General features: G+C 75.2%; 13 protein-coding genes. 6 read left to right on the top strand and 7 right to left on the bottom strand.

Features of this window, described 5'->3' with window-relative positions; all coding sequences use genetic code 11:
* Window positions 1-295: 295 nt before the first annotated feature.
* The gene (locus HZS56_RS27895) at window positions 296-1,549 is read right to left on the bottom strand and encodes a lycopene cyclase family protein (RefSeq protein WP_216723554.1); all 1,254 of its coding nucleotides are present in this window, start codon (window positions 1,547-1,549) and stop codon (window positions 296-298) included.
* A 524-nt stretch (window positions 1,550-2,073) separates the two neighbouring features.
* Between HZS56_RS27895 and crtI the strand changes: the two genes are divergently transcribed.
* The 4 genes from crtI to HZS56_RS27875 are packed head-to-tail and all read left to right on the top strand — an operon-like array spanning window position 2,074 to window position 6,144.
* Complete coding sequence (gene crtI / locus HZS56_RS27890) at window positions 2,074-3,591, top strand: phytoene desaturase family protein (protein WP_216723553.1); 1,518 nt, start codon at window positions 2,074-2,076, stop codon at window positions 3,589-3,591.
* The gene (locus HZS56_RS27885; protein ID WP_216723552.1) at window positions 3,588-4,598 is read left to right on the top strand and encodes a phytoene/squalene synthase family protein; all 1,011 of its coding nucleotides are present in this window, start codon (window positions 3,588-3,590) and stop codon (window positions 4,596-4,598) included. Before crtI ends, HZS56_RS27885 begins: the two co-directional genes overlap by 4 nt.
* The gene (locus HZS56_RS27880) at window positions 4,595-5,611 is read left to right on the top strand and encodes a Rieske (2Fe-2S) protein (RefSeq protein WP_216723551.1); all 1,017 of its coding nucleotides are present in this window, start codon (window positions 4,595-4,597) and stop codon (window positions 5,609-5,611) included. The genes HZS56_RS27885 and HZS56_RS27880 overlap by 4 nt, the downstream gene beginning before the upstream one ends.
* A 44-nt stretch (window positions 5,612-5,655) precedes the next feature.
* Window positions 5,656-6,144 carry an MSMEG_6728 family protein gene (locus HZS56_RS27875; RefSeq protein ID WP_216723550.1) on the top strand — a complete coding sequence of 163 codons (489 nt, stop codon included), beginning with the start codon at window positions 5,656-5,658 and terminating at the stop codon, window positions 6,142-6,144.
* 47 nt (window positions 6,145-6,191) lie between these two features.
* Here the strand turns inward: HZS56_RS27875 and HZS56_RS27870 are convergent, their stop codons facing one another.
* From HZS56_RS27870 to HZS56_RS27845, 6 genes are all read right to left on the bottom strand, one after another.
* Window positions 6,192-7,679, bottom strand: coding sequence for an MFS transporter (locus HZS56_RS27870; protein ID WP_216723559.1), 1,488 nt, complete (start codon window positions 7,677-7,679; stop codon window positions 6,192-6,194).
* Window positions 7,680-7,866: 187 nt separating this feature from the next.
* Window positions 7,867-9,189: a lipase family protein gene (locus HZS56_RS27865; RefSeq protein ID WP_216723549.1), complete on the bottom strand. Its 1,323-nt coding sequence runs from the start codon at window positions 9,187-9,189 to the stop codon at window positions 7,867-7,869.
* Between the two features lie 299 nt (window positions 9,190-9,488).
* Complete coding sequence (locus HZS56_RS27860) at window positions 9,489-11,630, bottom strand: iron ABC transporter permease (protein ID WP_253915026.1); 2,142 nt, start codon at window positions 11,628-11,630, stop codon at window positions 9,489-9,491.
* Between the two features lie 7 nt (window positions 11,631-11,637).
* Window positions 11,638-12,621 (bottom strand): iron-siderophore ABC transporter substrate-binding protein, encoded by a 984-nt coding sequence (locus tag HZS56_RS27855; RefSeq protein ID WP_216723548.1) that lies wholly within the window; start codon window positions 12,619-12,621, stop codon window positions 11,638-11,640.
* A complete protein-coding gene (locus HZS56_RS27850) occupies window positions 12,618-13,478 on the bottom strand; it encodes an ABC transporter ATP-binding protein (protein WP_216723547.1) in 861 nt (286 codons plus the stop codon). The genes HZS56_RS27855 and HZS56_RS27850 overlap by 4 nt, the downstream gene beginning before the upstream one ends.
* 103 nt (window positions 13,479-13,581) lie before the next feature.
* Window positions 13,582-14,148, bottom strand: coding sequence for an MSMEG_1061 family FMN-dependent PPOX-type flavoprotein (locus HZS56_RS27845; RefSeq protein ID WP_216723558.1), 567 nt, complete (start codon window positions 14,146-14,148; stop codon window positions 13,582-13,584).
* A 220-nt stretch (window positions 14,149-14,368) separates the two neighbouring features.
* Between HZS56_RS27845 and HZS56_RS27840 the strand changes: the two genes are divergently transcribed.
* Together HZS56_RS27840 and HZS56_RS27835 are read left to right on the top strand one after the other, a co-directional pair.
* Window positions 14,369-15,409 (top strand): FecCD family ABC transporter permease, encoded by a 1,041-nt coding sequence (locus tag HZS56_RS27840; protein WP_216723546.1) that lies wholly within the window; start codon window positions 14,369-14,371, stop codon window positions 15,407-15,409.
* A complete protein-coding gene (locus HZS56_RS27835) occupies window positions 15,406-16,464 on the top strand; it encodes a FecCD family ABC transporter permease (RefSeq protein ID WP_374201217.1) in 1,059 nt (352 codons plus the stop codon). Before HZS56_RS27840 ends, HZS56_RS27835 begins: the two co-directional genes overlap by 4 nt.
* Window positions 16,465-16,493 lie beyond the last annotated feature (29 nt).

Genomic DNA, 16,493 nt, shown 5'->3' with positions numbered 1-16,493 from the left:
CCGCAGCTCGGGCAGCCGCCTCACCACGGCCGTCCGCTCCATCACGGTCGCCCGCTGCACCACGCCCGCCCACCGCCACACCGTCCCCGCCCACGCCGCCCCGCGTTGCACCGACCCCCTCCCCGTCGGCCCGGGCGCTCCTGGCCAACGGCCCCCGCGGCCCGGTCGCGCCCCGGCGGCAGACGGCCCGTTCCGGCCTGCCCCGGCGCGGAGACGGCAGGACGAGCCGGGGGCAGCGGTCGGCGCTCCGGGCGTGGGCGGTGGTCGTTGCGCGGTCGTGCGGCAGGGGCATCGGTCACTCCGAGAAGGGTGTCGTCCAGCGGACGGGCGGATCGCGGCGCGGCAGCCGGGGCAGTTCGGCCGCCGTCCGCAGCATCGGCAGGACGGGCGTGCGCACCCCGACCGCCAGGTCCTCGTACAGCCGGGACCGGCCGTCGAGGAACCGCAGCAGCCGCGCCGGGGGTACGCGGTCGAAGAGCCGGAAGAACAGGTCGGGGCCGTCCACCCGGCCGGTGTCCAGCGCCCGCAGCAGCACCGCGTCCATCATCCGCGCCCGCAGAGGATGCGCGGGCGGCGGTTCCGGGTGGCGGCCGGCCCGCACGGCGCGGACGACGGCGTCGGACTGCCGCTGCACGGCGGCGAAGGTGTAGCCGGTGGAGGGCCGTGTCGCCCCGCCCGCGGCCCCGATCCGGAAGATCCGGTCCGAACCGCCGGCCCGCCGCTCGAAGACGCCGTCCGTCATCGGGATGACGCCCTGCTCGGTCGCCAGCACCTCGGTGGCGCCGGCCCGCAGGACCCGGCGCGTGTAGTCCTCCAACGCGTCGTCGTACGCCTGGGACGTCAGCGGTGCCGGACCGAACCCGGTGTACTCGACCAACGCCGTGTGCCGGCCGGTCGGGAGGACGTAGCCGAAGGACAGACCATGCTCCGGCTGGCGGGTGCGGAAGTCCATGAGGTCGACCACCGACGGGTCGAAGACCGGCCGCCCGGTGCGCACGAACCACCCGCGGAAGTGCTGGAGCAGACGCGTGCGGGCGGCCGGCGGACGCCGCGGGGGGCGGGAGTCGAAGACCCAGCGGGCCCGCAGCCGGAGCGGGGCCCCCGCGGCGTCCGCGGCCGATACCCGCACGGTGCCGTCCGGCAGGGGGGTCAAGGAGCCGACGGTGGCCTCCACGCGCCGCAGCCCCGGACGGTCCTTCAGGTCCCGGTGCACCAGCGCCTCGAAGTCGTCCGAGCGGATCATCTTGTAGCGGTAGGGGGCGATGTGCCGCCGGACCACGGCGCCGTCCGGGCCGTGCACCCGCAGCCACTCCCACGAAGCCGTCGCCGCCCGGTCGAAGCGGCCGGGGCCGGACTCCCAGAAGCACCAGGTGCGGCGCGGCGGCCGCAGCGGGCCCGGCGGCGGGTCGGCCAGGACGACGGAGGGCGTCGCACCGTGCGGCGGGCCGGCGCACAGCCGGTGCGCGAGCGAGAGGCCCGCGGCCCCGGCACCGACCACGACGACGTCCGCCTCGACCACGGCCACCTCCCTCGCTCCCGCTCGCTCCATCAGGCTCCCGAGCTCCCTTGCTCCCGTTCCACCAGCAGGGCTCCCGCCGGTTTGTTGGGCGGCAGGGCTCCCACGCGGCTGTTGGGCGGCAGGGCTCCCACGCGGGTGCTCGCACCGGCCGGGCATCCGGCCTCCGTACGACCGTTCGCCCGGCCGGCTTTCGGGCCTCCGCGTGGCCGTGGGCCCCTCCGGGCCCGCCGGCGCGGACCTGCCGTACCGGGCACGGGCCCGGCTCCCGCCGGAGTATTCGCCCCCTCGGGGCCCCGCGCGGCGCGGCGCGCTCGACGGCCACGGACGGCCGTGGGCCGATCGGGTGGCCGCGAGCCGGGAACGGGCCGGGACGGCGTCGTGCGGGAAGCGGGTGGGAAAGGCTTGACGCCGCGTCACCCGCGGGTCGGGCGCCCACCCGTCCGACGCGGTCGTCCGCCGGTCCCGACGACGAGAGGATCCGGGATGCGCCCCAGCACGGCCGGTACCGGCCGGAGGCAGCCGTCCGGCCCGCCGCCCGCCGGCAGGAGCCCGCGATGACGCGGACGGTGCCCGGCCGCACCGACCACGTGGTCGTCGTAGGCGCCGGGCTCGCGGGCCTGTCCGCCGCCCTGCACCTGCTCGGCTCCGGACGGCGGGTGACCCTCGTGGAGCGCGACCCGCTGCCCGGCGGACGGGCCGGCCGCCGCGAACTCGGCGGCTACCACCTCGACACCGGGCCGACCGTGCTGACCATGCCGGACCTGGCCGACGAGGCCTTCGCCGCCGTCGGCGAACGGCTGCGCGACCGCGTAGAGCTGCTGCCCCTGCACCCCGCCTACCGCGCCGCCTTCGCCGACGGCGCCACCCTCGACGTCCACACCGAGGCCGACGCCATGGAGGCAGAGGTCGAACGGTTCGCCGGGGCCCGGGAGGCCTCCGGGTACCGGCGGCTGCGGCACTGGCTCGGGCGGCTGTACGCGGTGCAGATGCGCCGCTTCATCGACGCCAACTTCGACTCGCCGCTCGGGCTGCTCACCCCCGACCTGGCGCGGCTGGCGGCGCTCGGCGGCTTCGGACGGCTGGACGCCCGCATCGGACGGTTCCTGACGGACGAACGGCTGAAACGGGTCTTCTCCTTCCAGGCCCTGTACGCCGGTGTCGCGCCCGCCCGGGCCCTGGCCGCCTACGCCGTCATCGCCTACATGGACACCGTGGCCGGCGTCTACTTCCCGCGCGGCGGCATGCACGCCCTGCCCCGCGCCATGGCCGCGGCGGCCGCGGACGCCGGGGCCGAACTGCGCCTCGGCGAGGACGTCACCCGCCTGGAACGGTCCGGCACCCGGATCACCGCGGTCGTCACCGACCGCGGGCGCGTCCCGTGCGACGCCGTCGTCCTCACCCCCGACCTGCCTCTCGCCCACCGGCTGCTCGGCCGCCGCCCGCGCCGTCCCCTCGCCCTGCGGCACGCCCCCTCCGCCGTCGTCCTGCACGCGGGCACCACCCGCACCTGGCCGCACCTCGCCCACCACACCCTCTCCTTCGGTGCCCAGTGGCGGCGGACGTTCGACGAACTCACGAGGAACGGCACCCTGATGACCGACCCGTCCCTGCTGATCACCCGGCCCACCGCTGGCGACCCCGCCCTCGCCCCCGAGGGACGCCACCTCCACTACGTCCTCGCCCCGTGCCCCAACACGGACATCGGCCCCGGCGCCCGGGAGTGGGCGGACCTCGCGCCGCGCTACCGGGACCGGCTGCTCGCCACCCTGGAACGCCGGGGACTGACCGGCATCGCCGCCGCCGTCGAGGAGGAGTGCCTGGTGACGCCCGCCGACTGGACCGCACAGGGGCACGGGGCCGGAACCCCGTTCTCCGTCGCCCACACCTTCGCCCAGACGGGACCCTTCCGCCCCCGCAACCTGGTGCGCGGCACGGACAACGCGGTCCTCGCCGGCTGCGGAACCACCCCCGGCGTCGGTGTGCCGACCGTGCTGGTCTCCGGCAAGCTCGCCGCCGCCCGCATCGCCGGAACCCCCGCCCGCCGCGGGTCTGCGGGGAGCGGGCGCCGGTGACCCGGCGGGAACTGGACGCCGCGGGCATCACCGACCCCGCGCTGCGGGCCGCGTACACCCGGTGCCGGACCCTCAACGCCCGCCACGGACGCACCTACTTCCTGGCCACCCGACTCCTGCCCGCCGACCGCCGACCGGCGGTGCACGCCCTGTACGGGTTCGCGCGATGGGCGGACGACATCGTCGACGACACCGGCGCGGACGCCACGCCCGCCGAGCGCGCCGCCGCCCTCGACCGGCTCGACCGGCTGCTGGGGCAGGCGCTCGCCGGCGGCCGGCCCACCGCAGAACCCGTCGTGCTGGCCCTGGCCGACACCGCCGCCCGCTACGCCGTCGAAGCGGCGCACTTCAGCGACTTCATGGCCTCGATGCGCGCCGACCTCACGGTCACCGACTACGCCACCTACGCCGACCTGCGGGCCTACATGCACGGCTCGGCCGCCGTCATCGGCCTGCAGATGCTCCCCGTCCTCGGCACCGTGACCACCCGCGCCGAGGCCGCCCCGCACGCCGCCGCCCTGGGGATCGCCTTCCAGCTGACCAACTTCCTGCGCGACGTCGGCGAGGACCTGGACCGCGGCCGGATCTACCTCCCGGCGGACCTGCTGGCCGCCCACGGCGTCCACCGGGACCTGCTGCTGTGGAGCAGGAGCACCGGCCGCCACGAGCCGCGCATCACCGCCGCGCTGCGGGCCGCCGAGGACCTCACCCGTGGCGCCTACGACGAGGCCGCGCCCGGACTCGCGATGCTCGACCCCCTCACGCGTCCCTGCATCCGCACCGCGTTCCTGCTCTACCGGAACATCCTCGACACCGTCGCCGACGGCGGGTACGCGGTCCTGCACCGGCGTGCGGTGGTGCCCCGCCGGCGGCACGCGGCCCTGGCCGCCGACGGGCTGGTGCGGGTGCTCGCCACCCGGCTCGCCGCCCGCGCCACGGCGACCACCTCCCGGGCGGCGGCCGCGCCCCGGCCCGGCGGCGGCCAGGACCCGACGGAGGCCCGATGAGCACCGCCCCCCGCCCCCGGCGCGGCCGTCTGCCCCTGCGCCTGCGGCGCCACCCCGTCCCGTGGGAGCACCAGCGGCCCACCTGGCGGGAGGCACGGCCCGCCGTCATCGCCGGGGCCCTCGCACGCGCCCTGGCACGCCCCTCGGGCAACTGGTACGTCCTCGGCGCGAGCACGGACGTACGCCCCGCCCGTCCGCTGTCCGGCACGGTCGCCGGTACCGAGGTCGTCGTGTGGCGGGACGCGCGCGGGCGGCTGGTGGGCGGCCCCGGCGTCTGCCCGCACCTCGGCGCCCCGCTGGCCGACAGCCCGGTGCGCTGCGGCACCCTGGTGTGCCACTGGCACGGACTCGCCCTGGACGGCACCCCGTTCGCCGGCTGGGAACCCCTGCCGGTCCACGACGACGGCGTACTGGTGTGGGTGCGGCTGGACGCCGCGGGACGGGAGGCGCCGGCCCCGGCCCCGCCGGTACCCGCCCGGCCGCCCGCGGCGACGGCCCTGGTGTCCGTGTGGCGCGGCACCGGCGTCTGCGAACCGGAGGACGTGGTCGCCAACCGGCTCGACCCGTGGCACGGCGCATGGTTCCACCCGTACTCCTTCGTGGACCTCGCCGTCGTCGAGGCGCCCGGCGAGACCGCGCAGGCCGCCGGCGACCGCTTCGTCGTGGACGTGTCGTTCCGGCTCGCCCGCCGCCTCGTCGTCCCGGTGCGGGCCGAGTTCACCGCGCCGGGACCGCGCACCGTCGTCATGCGCATCACCGAGGGGGAGGGGAGCGGGTCGGTCGTCGAGAGCCATGCCACACCGCTCGGCCCGGGGACCGACGGCCGTCCGCGGACCGCGGTCGTGGAGGCGGTGCTGGCCACCTCGGACCGGCCCGGGTTCGCCGTGGCGCGCCGCCTGGCACCGGTACTGCGTCCGGTGGTGAGCGCCGCCGCCGGACGACTGTGGCGCGACGACCTCGCCTACGCCGAACGCCGCGGGCACCTGCGCGCCCGCGGCCGGTTCCCCGGCTGACCAGTTCCCCGACCAGTTCTCCGGCTGAACGGAGCAGGACCGGCATGCAGACCTTCCTCCCGCACCCCGGCTTCCGCGACTCGGCGCTGGCCCTGGACCGCCGCAGGCTCGGCAAGCAGCGGGTCGAGGCGCTCCAGGTGCTGCGCGGCCTCACCGTGCCCGGCTACGGCTGGCGCCGGCACCCGGCGGTGCGGATGTGGACGGGCTACGAGGAGGCCCTCGTCCGGTACGGCCTGGAGATCTGCCACGTCTGGCGGGACCTGGGGCACCAGGACAGCTGCGCGGCCTCACTGGTCGCCGGACTCGCGGTGCTCCGCCCGCACGAGCCGGTGCGGGACCAGGAGGAACTGGCGCGGGCCGGGGAGCTGCCGCCCTGGCTCGGCGACGAGGCCTTCCACCGCAGCCACCGCTCGGCACTCGTGCGCAAGGACCCCGAGGCGTACGCCGGACTGTTCCCCGCGGTCCCGGACGACCTGCCCTACGTGTGGCCGGCCTCGGACCGGGAGCGCCGGGGCGCCGAGGACGACGGCTGAAGGGCTGAAGGGCTGGGGGACCGAGGGGCCGCGGGACCCGGCGGCGGTCAGCGCGTCCCGGAGCGCTCCTCGGAGAAGCTGTAGAGGTCCTTGGAGGTGGTGATGAGCTCGCGCTGCTCCTCGCGGGAGCCGACCATGGGCTGCGAGCCGTTGAGCGGCACCTGGGCGCTCTCCGGCAGGAACCTCACGGTCAGCAGGCCGATGGCGCCGGCGACCATCAGGTAGTAGGCGGGCACCAGTTCGTCGCCGGTGACGCTCACGAGCGCCTCGGCGAACAGCGGTGTGGTGCCGCCGAAGGCGGCGACGGCGAAGTTGAAGCCGATGCCCATGGCCGCGTAGCGCACCGCGGTCGGGAACAGCGCGGGCAGCGTGGCGGCGCTGGGCGCGGCGAAGCAGGCCAGCAGGGTGGACAGGAGCAGGACCCCGACGACCGGCTTCCAGGTGCCGTCCGACTTCAGCAGCAGGAACGCCGGTACGGCCAGGACGATCATCGCGGTCGCGCCGCCGGCGTACAGCGGGCGGCGGCCGACGTGGTCGCTGAGGCGGCCGAGGAAGGTGATCAGGACCACGATCCACACCATGCCGATCAGCACCAGCACGTCGGCGAAGCCGCTGGAGCGGTCCAGGGTCTCCGTCTGGTACGTGGGCAGATAGCCGGTGACCATGTAGTTGGTGACGTTGTAGAGCAGCACCAGGCCCATGCAGATCAGCAGCGGCCGCCAGTGGTGCCCCACGATGGTCTTGAACTCGCTGCCCGCCGACTCCTGGGCGAGGCTCTTCTCGTGCTCGTCGAGCTGCTGCTGGAAGGCGGGCGACTCCTCCAGCTTCAGGCGCATGTACAGGCCGATGACACCGAGCGGGCCCGCGATGAGGAACGGCAGCCGCCAGCCCCAGTCGAGCATCTGGGCGTCGGTCAGCGACAGGTTGAGGACGGTGACCAGCGCCGAGCCGAGGGCGTAGCCGACGAAGGTGCCGAAGTCGAGCCAGCTGGACAGGAAGCCGCGCCGCCGGTCGGGTGAGTACTCGGCGACGAACGTGGTCGCGCCGCCGTACTCGCCGCCGGTGGAGAAGCCCTGGACCATCCGGGCGAGCAGCAGCAGGATCGGGGCGGCGATGCCGATCGTGGCGTAGCTGGGGATCAGGCCGATGGAGAAGGTGCCGAGAGCCATCATGATCATGGTGGTGGCGAGCACCTTCTGCCGCCCGATGCGGTCCCCGAGCGGGCCGAAGACCAGGCCGCCGAGGGGACGCACGACGAAGGCCGCGGCGAAGGTGGCGAACGAGGAGATGACCTGGGCGGCCGGGGAGGCGCCGGGGAAGAACACCTTTCCGATGGTCGCGGCCAGATAGCTGTAGACGCCGAAGTCGAACCACTCCATGCAGTTGCCCAGCGCCGAGGCCCCGACCGCGCGCTTGAGCAGCGGAGCCTCGACGACCTGGACGTCCTCCTCGCGGAAGGCCCGCCTGGTCCGGCGCAGCCGGCGAGTCAGTTCGTCGCGCACCTGCCGCGGCAGATGCGCGACCGTGCTCGGCATCTTCGCCCCGCGCCGGGGGCCGGATCCGCCGTCGGGCTTGGCGTCGACCACGCTGCTGCCTCTCTGTCGCTTCGGCACACTTCGCCTCAGCGAATTCTGTGCAGCAATGACCGCTCGTCGCATGCGGAGACGCGCGCCCGCGGGCTGTCCGGGCTGGCCGGGCAGCCCGCGGGCGGCTCGGGCGGGTTCAGGGCTGCTCGGGCAGGCTCCCGCACGTGGAGTCCGCCGGCTTCCCGGAGAGCCGGTCCGTCAGCCAGGCCAGGGCCCTGCCCTGGTCGGCGAGGAGCGGGGTGACGTGGTTGAGCAGGCCGCTGCCGAGGTCCGGCAGCCGGACGGGCACGTAGGAGACCTCGGCGTCCTTGGCGCACCAGTCGGCGGCCAGCCGGCGGGCCTGGTCGTGCGGGACCAGGTTGTCGCTGACGCCGGTGGCGACGCGGACCGGCCCGGCGGGCCGGAGCGAGCCGATGCGCTGCTCGGCCAGGAAGTCCCGCAGCGCGGGCTCCGAGCGGATGATGTCGCTGACGGACTGTCCGGTCGTCGTCCAGTCGGTGCTCTCGTCCCCGCCGTAGCCGAAGAGCGCGTCGCCGATGCACATGGTCGACAGGTCCTCCAGCGCCCGGCGGCCCGCGTCGTTGAGGTACCGGTCGGCGACGGGCCGCAGCTCCGGCTCGGTCTGCAGGAAGCCGTTGAGCGACCAGCCCAGCGCTCCCGCGAGGTCGCTGCCGTCGATCGCCTCGGTGACCGCGGTCAGGTCCGCGGGCGGCGCGCCCGCGTAGGTGCCCGCGAGCGGCACGTCCGGGGCGTAGGACGGCTGGAGTTCCGCTGCTGCCGCCGTGGCGCCGCCTCCCTGGCTGTACCCGTAGAGTCCGACCGGCGACGCGGACGTGACGGAGGCCTGGTCGAGGGCGCGGGCGGCGCGTACGGCGTCCAGGACGGCGTGGGCCTCGTCGACCCGGTTGACGTAGGTGTGCAGCCGGTCGGTGGCGCCGAGGCCGGCGTAGTCGGTGACGACGACGGCGACGCCGCGCAGCAGCAGGCGGTACACGGCCAGGTTCTCGTAGCCCACCGAGACGGTACGGCTGCTCAGGCGCAGCGGGTGCTCCAGGCCCATCGAGGCGGCGCACTGGTCGCCCTGGCCCATGGTGCCGGGGGCGACGGCGACCAGGGGCCGCGGCCCGTCGCCACGCCACTTCGCGGCCGGTTCCAGGTAGGCGCCGGTGACGGCGACCGGTTCGCCGTTGGCGTCGGTCGACTTGTACATCAGCCGGGTCGCACGCCCCGGCAGCGGCCCGTCGAGGCCGGGCAGGCTCAGCGCCAGGGGGAGCGGCTCGCTGCGGATCAGCGCGCCGTCGGCGCCGGGGAGTTCGGCGGGCGGTGTGTAGAAGGCCGGTATCCCGACGCCGCGGGACGTCTCGGTGGCCGGGTCGGCGGCCGCGGCCGGGACGGCCTGGGCGCCGAGGGCGAGTGCGGCGGCGACGGCCGCGGCGAGCATGCGTGGGCGTGGGGGCATGGCGAACCTCCTGGGGAAGGGCCGGAACCGGTCGTCCGCGGTCCGGTGGGGGGAGAGGGCCGTGGTCGCGCTGCTCCTGTGGGGTTACGGGACCGTATCCGGCCAGGGGTTACCAGGGGTAGCACCCAGCACATTACGGTTCAGTAACTTGACATTCCGTCTAACAGGAGGCGTGCGGGCGACGCCCGGCCGGTCCAAAGGCGCACCGGGGAGACCGGCCGGGCGTTCCGGAGGGACCGGCAACGGCGGCCGCGTACCGGGAGGTCCGGTCAACGGCGGCTGCGTACCAGGAGGTCCGGTCAACGGCGGCTGCGTACCAGGAGGTAGAGGAAGTACGGCGTTCCGATCACCGCCGTCATGAGCCCGGCGCCGAGCTGGGCCGGGGCGATCACCGTACGGCCGAGCAGGTCGGCGGCGCAGACGAGCGCGGCGCCCAGCAGGACCGCGACCGGCACCACCCGTACGTGCCGGCGGCCCACCAGGGCGCGTGCCGCGTGTGGGGCCACGAGCCCCACGAAGCCGATGGTGCCGGCGCAGGCCACGGCGGTGGAGCTGAGGACGACGCTCAGCACCAGGAACCCGAGGCGGCCGGGGCCCAGTCGCAGTCCGAGCAGCCGGGGCGTGTCCTCGTCCAGGGAGATCAGGTCCAGCTCGGTGCGCCGGGCGACCGCCACCGCGATGCCGACCGCCAGCACCAGCGCGACCGGCAGGACGTCCGGCATGGTCCGCCCGTAGGTGGAACCCGACAGCCAGGTCAGCGCCTTGGTCGCGTTGAACGGATCGGTGAGCACGATCAGCAGGCTGATCAGCGCCGCCGTCCCGGAGGCCACGCCGATGCCGACCAGGACCAGCCGGTTCTGCCGGAAACCGCCCCGGGCGGCGAGCCCGAAGACCAGCACCGCGGTGACGGCCGACCCGGCGAACGCGGCCCCCGCCACGCCCCAGGTCCCGGCGGCCGGCACGGTGGTCACCAGGATCACCGCGCCCAGCGCACCGCCGCCGGTCACGCCGAGGACGTTCGGCTCGGCGAGCGGGTTGCGGGTGACGGCCTGCACGAGCGTGCCGGCCAGGGCGAGCGCCGCACCCGCGCCGAGCGCGGCCAGCACCCGGGGCACCCGGGTGTCCAGGACGAACGAGACGGTCCGCCCCGCCCGCCCCCCGGCCCAGTTGACGACGTCGCCAAGGAGCAGCTTGCTGTCGCCCACCAGGACGGCGGCGATCACGAGACCCACCAGCACGGCCACCAGGACGGCGACCGTGGCGAGGAACACCGCCCGGCTCGGGACGCGCAGCCGGTCGGCGGCCCCGGCCCCGGCCGTGTCGCGCAGCCGGACCGCCATGACGACGAGGAACACCGCCCCGACCAGGCTGGTGACCACCCCCGTGGGCACCGCCACCGCGCGGTCGTCGCTCACCAGGGCGCGCAGCAGCACGTCCGAACCGAGCACCAGGGCCGCGCCGGTGAGGGCCGCCGCGGGCACGGCCGTGCGCGAGCGGGCGAAGCCGCGCAGGCGGCGGGCGAGCGGACGGACGAGGGCGGGCGCGCACAGGCCGACGAAGCCGATCGGCCCGGCGAGGGTGACCGCGGCCGCGGACAGCAGCGCGGCCAGCACGACCACCGTGACCCGGGTGGCCCGCACCGGGACGCCGAGGCCGCGCGCCACGTCGTCGCCGAGGGCCAGCGCGTCCACCCGGCGGGCCGTCAGCAGCAGTCCCACCAGGCCGACCACGGCGATCGGCAGCATCTGCAGGACGCCGTCGAAGCCGTTCTGGGAGATGCTCCCCTGGTTCCACTGGTACAGGCCCTCCGTCTGCTCGGGGAAGAGCAGGAGCAGCGCCTGGGTCATGGAGTGCAGGCCCAGCATCAGGGCGGTGCCGGCCAGTACGAGCCGGACGGTGCCGGTGCCGAGGCCGGACAGGCCGAGCACGACGGCCGCGGCCGCCAGTCCGCCCGCGAAGGCGACACCGGAGGAGGCGAGCATGGGCAGCGAGAGGCCGGTGGCGCCGGTCACCCCGAGCGCCAGGTAGGCGCCCGCGTTCACCGCGAGGGTGTCGGGGGAGGCCAGGACGTTGCGGCTGACCGCCTGCAGCACGGCGCCGGCCGCGCCGAGGACGGCGCCGACCAGCAGCCCCGCGGTCGCCCGGGGCAGCCGGGAGGCGACGACGACGGACGCGTCGTCCGGGTCGGCCCGGCCGGTCAGCGCCCGGAGGACTTCCGGGAGTCCCGCGGCGGCGGTGCCCTGCGTGATGTCGACGACGGCCAGGACGGCGACCAGCAGGACGATCCCGGCCGTCACCGCGGCCGCGCCCCACCGGGACGCGGGGCCCGCCTGCGGACCGGCGGCCGGTCCGGCGGCCGGTCCGGCGGCCGGACCGGTCTCGGGCCTGGCCTCGGACCCGGACTCGGACCCGGATCCGGACTCGGTTGCGGTGACGGCCATGTCCGCGCTACTTCGTCAGCGCGCCGACGACGGCGTCGATGTACGCCTCCATCGACCCGGGGCCGCCGAACATCCAGATGCCGTCGTCCAGCCGGTGCACGTCGCCGCCCTTCACGAACGGCAGCGACTTCCACACCGGGTTCTCGGCGAGCTCGCCGCTGAACGGCGTGGCCGTCGGGTCGTCCTCGTTGCCGATGTACGCGAACCGCGTGTCCTTGGGCAGCCCGGTCAGCCCTTCGACGTCGGTGGAGCCGAGGCCGTACGCGGCGTCGCCCTTCACCGTCCAGGCGTTCTTCAGACCGATCGCCTCGTTGACCTCACCGATGAGCGAGGTCGCGGTGTAGGGGCGGATCGAGACCTGGTTGGAGGCGACGTAGCCGTCCGCGAAGGCGAAGTCGCTGCCCGACTCCCCGGCGTCGGCCAGGGCCTTCCTGCCCTCGGCGACCTTGGCCTCGAACTCCTCGCGCAGCGTCCTGGCGCGGTCGGTGGTGCCGGTCGCCTCGGCGATGAGGTCGACGTTCTCCAGCATCTGGTCGATCTGACCGCCGCCGTCGGCGGAGGTCACCTCGATGACCGGGGCGACCTCGCGCAGCTGCTTGACGGCGGCGGGGGTGAGGTCGGTGGTGGCGACGATGAGGTCAGGGGCCAGTGAGGCCACGGTGTCCATGCTGGGCTCGCCGCGGGTCCCGATGTCCTTGGGCTTGTTCTTCAGCGGCACGGAACTGTCCCAGGTCGTGTAGCCCTTGACGTCCGCGACACCGACCGGGTCCACGCCCAGCGAGACGAGACTCTCGACCACGATCCACTCGGTGGCGACGACCTTGGTGGCCGGTCCGTCGAGCTTCACCTCGGTGCCCTTGCCGTCCTTCAGCGTGATGGCCCCGGAGGCCTTCTTCCCGGACGTGTCGGCGGCGGGTTCGGTGGTGCCGCAGGCGGCGAGGGCGAGCGCCGCGGCGGTGGTGGCGGCCGCGGTGAGCAGCAGGCGTCTCATGAGGTGGTGCCGAGCCTTCCGGTTCGTATGTGGTGGCGGCCGACCGGGCGGGTGCGCAGCCGGCCGGTGAGGGGGTCGGTGTCGACGTCGATCCGGATGCCGTACACGGCGGTCAGCCGCTCCGGTGTCAGTACGTCCTCGGGCGGGCCGTCGGCGACGATCCGGCCCGCCTCGAGGAGCGCGATCCGGTCGGCGACGGCCGCCGCCTGGTCCAGGTCGTGCAGGACGACACCGACGGCGATGCCGTGGTCGTCCGCCAGGTCGCGGATCAGGTCGAGGAGTTCGACCTGGTAGCGCAGATCGAGGTAGGTCGTCGGCTCGTCCAGGAGCAGTACGCCGGTCTCCTGCGCGAGGCAGCTCGCGAGCCACACCCGCTGCAACTGGCCGCCGGAGAGGTGGTCGGCGCCGCGCTCGGCGAAGCCGTCGACGCCCGTGAGCGCGAGCGCCCGGTCGACGGCGGCCGGGCCGTCCGGATCGGGCCGCCCCCAGCGCCCGCGGTACGGGTAGCGGCCGAACTCGACGACGTCGCGCACCGTCAGCCCGCCGGGCGTCGGGCGGCCCTGCGTCAGCAGCGCCACGTACCGCGAGAACTCACGGGACGTCAGGGCCAGGCCGTCGGTGGTGCCGTCGATGCTCACGGTGGCGCTGCGGGCCCGCTGCAGCCGGGCGACGGTGCGCAGCAGCGTCGACTTCCCGCTGCCGTTCGGTCCGACCAGCACGGTCACTTCGCCGGGGCGGAGCCCTACCGACGCGTCGTGCACGACGTCGACGCCGTCGTACGCCACGGTCACGCCCGTCGCCGACAGTTCATGTCCGCGCAGCCGCGGGGCACCGGCTGCGCTCTCACCTGATCTCACCCGGCGAAGGTTAGCCTACCCTAATAAGTGCTGGTAGAGGCGGGGGTCACACGGCCCCCGGCCCGGCCTTCCGCCCGTCCCGGTGCGGGTGCGGAGTGGTCGCTCAACTCGCTTGCGGGGGCCGGGGTTTCCACAGTCCCGCGCGATTCAGGGACTGCGGGCAGTGGAGGTAGATCTCGTCGATCTCCAGGAGCAGGGCCAGGGCCGGACGCCTGCCGTCGCGTGCCATCGCGTCGAAGAAGGGCGCGTCGGTGAGGATGCGGGCCCGGCCGTTGACCCGCAGTACCTCCTTGCCGCCCGGGACCAGATAGAGCAGGCCGGCGTGCGGATTGTCGAGGATGTTGTGGAAGCTGTCCCCGCGCCGGTTCCCCGGCCGGTCCGGCAGCGCGAGGGTGCGCGGGCCGAGGACGTGCGTGAATCCGGGGGAGTCGCCGCGCGGCGAGACGTCGCAGTTGCCCTCCGCGTCGGAGGTGGCCAGCAGGCAGAAGGGCGAGCGGGCCAGGATGTCCAGGTCCTGGTCGGTGAGCCGGTCGTGGACCTTGTCGATGACGACGCGCCAGGGCTCGCCCAGCAGGTCACGCAGTTCGGCGGGCGACTCCAGCTCGACCCAGCCGTCCTCGGCGACCGCGTCCGGCCCCTCTGCGGTCGTCGTGTCGATCGTGTGCGGCAAGGACAAGGCCTGCTCCCCGTGTTCGCGCTGGCCGGAAGCGGGTGCCTCCGGCTGGTGGTTGCACGGGGAACGTTATCTGATGTTAGGTTCCCCTTACCTAATGCCCGGAGTGACTGCTCCGTGAGTTCGGGCTGTCCACCGTGCCCTTCCTCCGCCGTCCCCGCGCCTTCCTTCCACCGTCCCCGTGTCCTTCCGTGCCGCCCTTCCGAGGAACCCGCAGATGCCCCCAGCCCCACCTGTCCCGCCGCCGCGGCACGCATCCCGGCACGGGATCCTCACCGCGGGGCTCTGCGGACTCGCCGTGCTGCTGCTCGCGGCCACCGTCCTCAGCCTCGGCGTCGGCTCCGGCCAGGTATCCCTCCACGACCTCGTGCACGGCGTGTTCGACCCCGACCGCTCCGTCCGCGGCCAGCTCGTCGTGCGGGAGGTGCGGATACCGCGCACCCTGGCCGGTCTGCTGGCCGGCGTCGCCCTGGGCCTGGCCGGCACCGTGATGCAGGGCGTCACCCGCAACCCGCTCGCCGACCCCGGCCTGCTCGGCATCAACTCGGGCGCCGCCGTCGCCGTCGTCTTCGCCATGAGCGTGCTCTCCCTCACCGAGCCCGAGCAGTACATCTGGTTCGGCTTCCTGGGCGCCTGCCTCGCCGCGGTCCTCGTCTACGGGGTGGCCAGCTTCGGCCGCGAGGGCGCCACCCCCGTCAAACTCGCCCTCGCCGGTGCCGCCGCCACCGCACTGCTGATCTCCGTCACCGACACCATGCTGCTCACCGACAGCCGGACGTACGACCAGTTCAGGTTCTGGCAGGTCGGCGCCCTCAACGGCCGGGACCTCGACGTCCTCCTCCAGGCGCTGCCCTTCGTCGCCGCCGGCGGCGTCCTCGCCCTCGGCCTCGGCCCGCGCCTGAACGGACTGGCCCTCGGGGACGACGTCGCCCGCGCCCTCGGCCAGCGCGTCGCCGTCGCCCGGCTGGCCGGGGCCGCGAGCACCGTCCTGCTGTGCGGCGCGGCCACCGCGGTGGCCGGACCCATCGGCTTCGTCGGCCTCGCCGTCCCGCACGCCGTACGCATGTTCACCGGACCCGACCACCGCTGGATCCTCCCGTACAGCGCCCTGCTCGCGCCCGTGCTGCTGCTGGTCGCCGACGTACTCGGCAGGGTCGTGGCCCGCCCGGGCGAGGTGCAGGTCGGCGTCGTCACCGCCGCCGTGGGCTGTGTGCCGTTCATCCTCCTGGTCCGCCGGCGTGGGAAGGCCGCCCTGTGAACCCGACCGCCGCCGAGGCCGCAGTCGAGGCCGCCGCCCGCGTGGAGCGGCTCCGACTCGCCCGCCGCATCCGCTTCGCGCTCGTCTGCGCCTGCCTCCTCCTGGGCGCGCTGGCCGCGTTCCTGGCCTGCCTCACCATCGGCGACATCGACGTGCCGCTCGCCGACGTCTGGGCCGTCCTCACCGGCGGCGGCGACGCGGGCAGCCGGTTCGCCGTACACGAACTGCGGCTGCCGCGCGCCCTGCTCGCGCTGGCCGTCGGCCTCTGCTTCGGACTGTCCGGCGCCGTCTTCCAGGCGCTGCTGCGCAACCCCCTGGCCAGTCCCGACATCATCGGCGTCAGCGCCGGTGCGAGCGCTGCCGCCGTCCTCGCCTCCATGGCGTTCGGGCTCAGCGGCCTCGCCCTGTCCGGCGGGGCACTGGCCGGCGCGCTCGTGGCCGGGACCCTCATCTACCTGCTGGCCTGGCGTGGCGGGGTGAGCGGCGGCCGGTTCGTGCTCATCGGCATCGGCGTCGCCGCCGGCCTGGTCAGTCTCCGCTCGTACCTGATGACCCGCTCCGAGGTCACCGAGGCGCAGAACGCCTTCGTGTGGCTGGCCGGCAGCCTCAACGGCCGCTCCTGGGACCAGCTGTGGCCCCTGCTCGGCTGCGCCGCCGTGCTGGTCCCGCTCACTCTGGCCGCCTCCCGCAGCCTCACGGCACTCCAGCTCGGCGACGAGGCGGCGGGCGGCCTCGGCGCCCGCGTCGAGCGCGGCCGGCTGGCCCTGCTGGCGAGCGCCACCGCGCTGGTCGGAGTGGCGACGGCGGCGGCCGGCCCCATCGGGTTCGTCGCCTTCGTCAGCCCGCCGATCGCCCGCCGCCTGCTGCCGGGCCAGGGCGCGGCCCTGATCCCGTCCGCGCTGACCGGGGCCGCCCTGGTCTGCGCCGCCGACTTCGCCGCGCAGCACCTGCTGCCGGACACCCAACTGCCGGTGGGCGTGGTGACCAGCGTGGTCGGCGCCCCGTACCTGCTGTGGCTGCTCGCCCGCGCGGGCCGCGCCGGACGGGGCGGCTGACGTGCCGGTACCCGACCGAGGCCCGGACC

Source organism: Streptomyces mayonensis, assembly GCF_018982965.1.
In the GTDB taxonomy this organism is placed as follows: Bacteria; Actinomycetota; Actinomycetes; order Streptomycetales; family Streptomycetaceae; genus Streptomyces; species Streptomyces mayonensis.
This window is presented reverse-complemented; position numbering and strand designations above follow the sequence as displayed.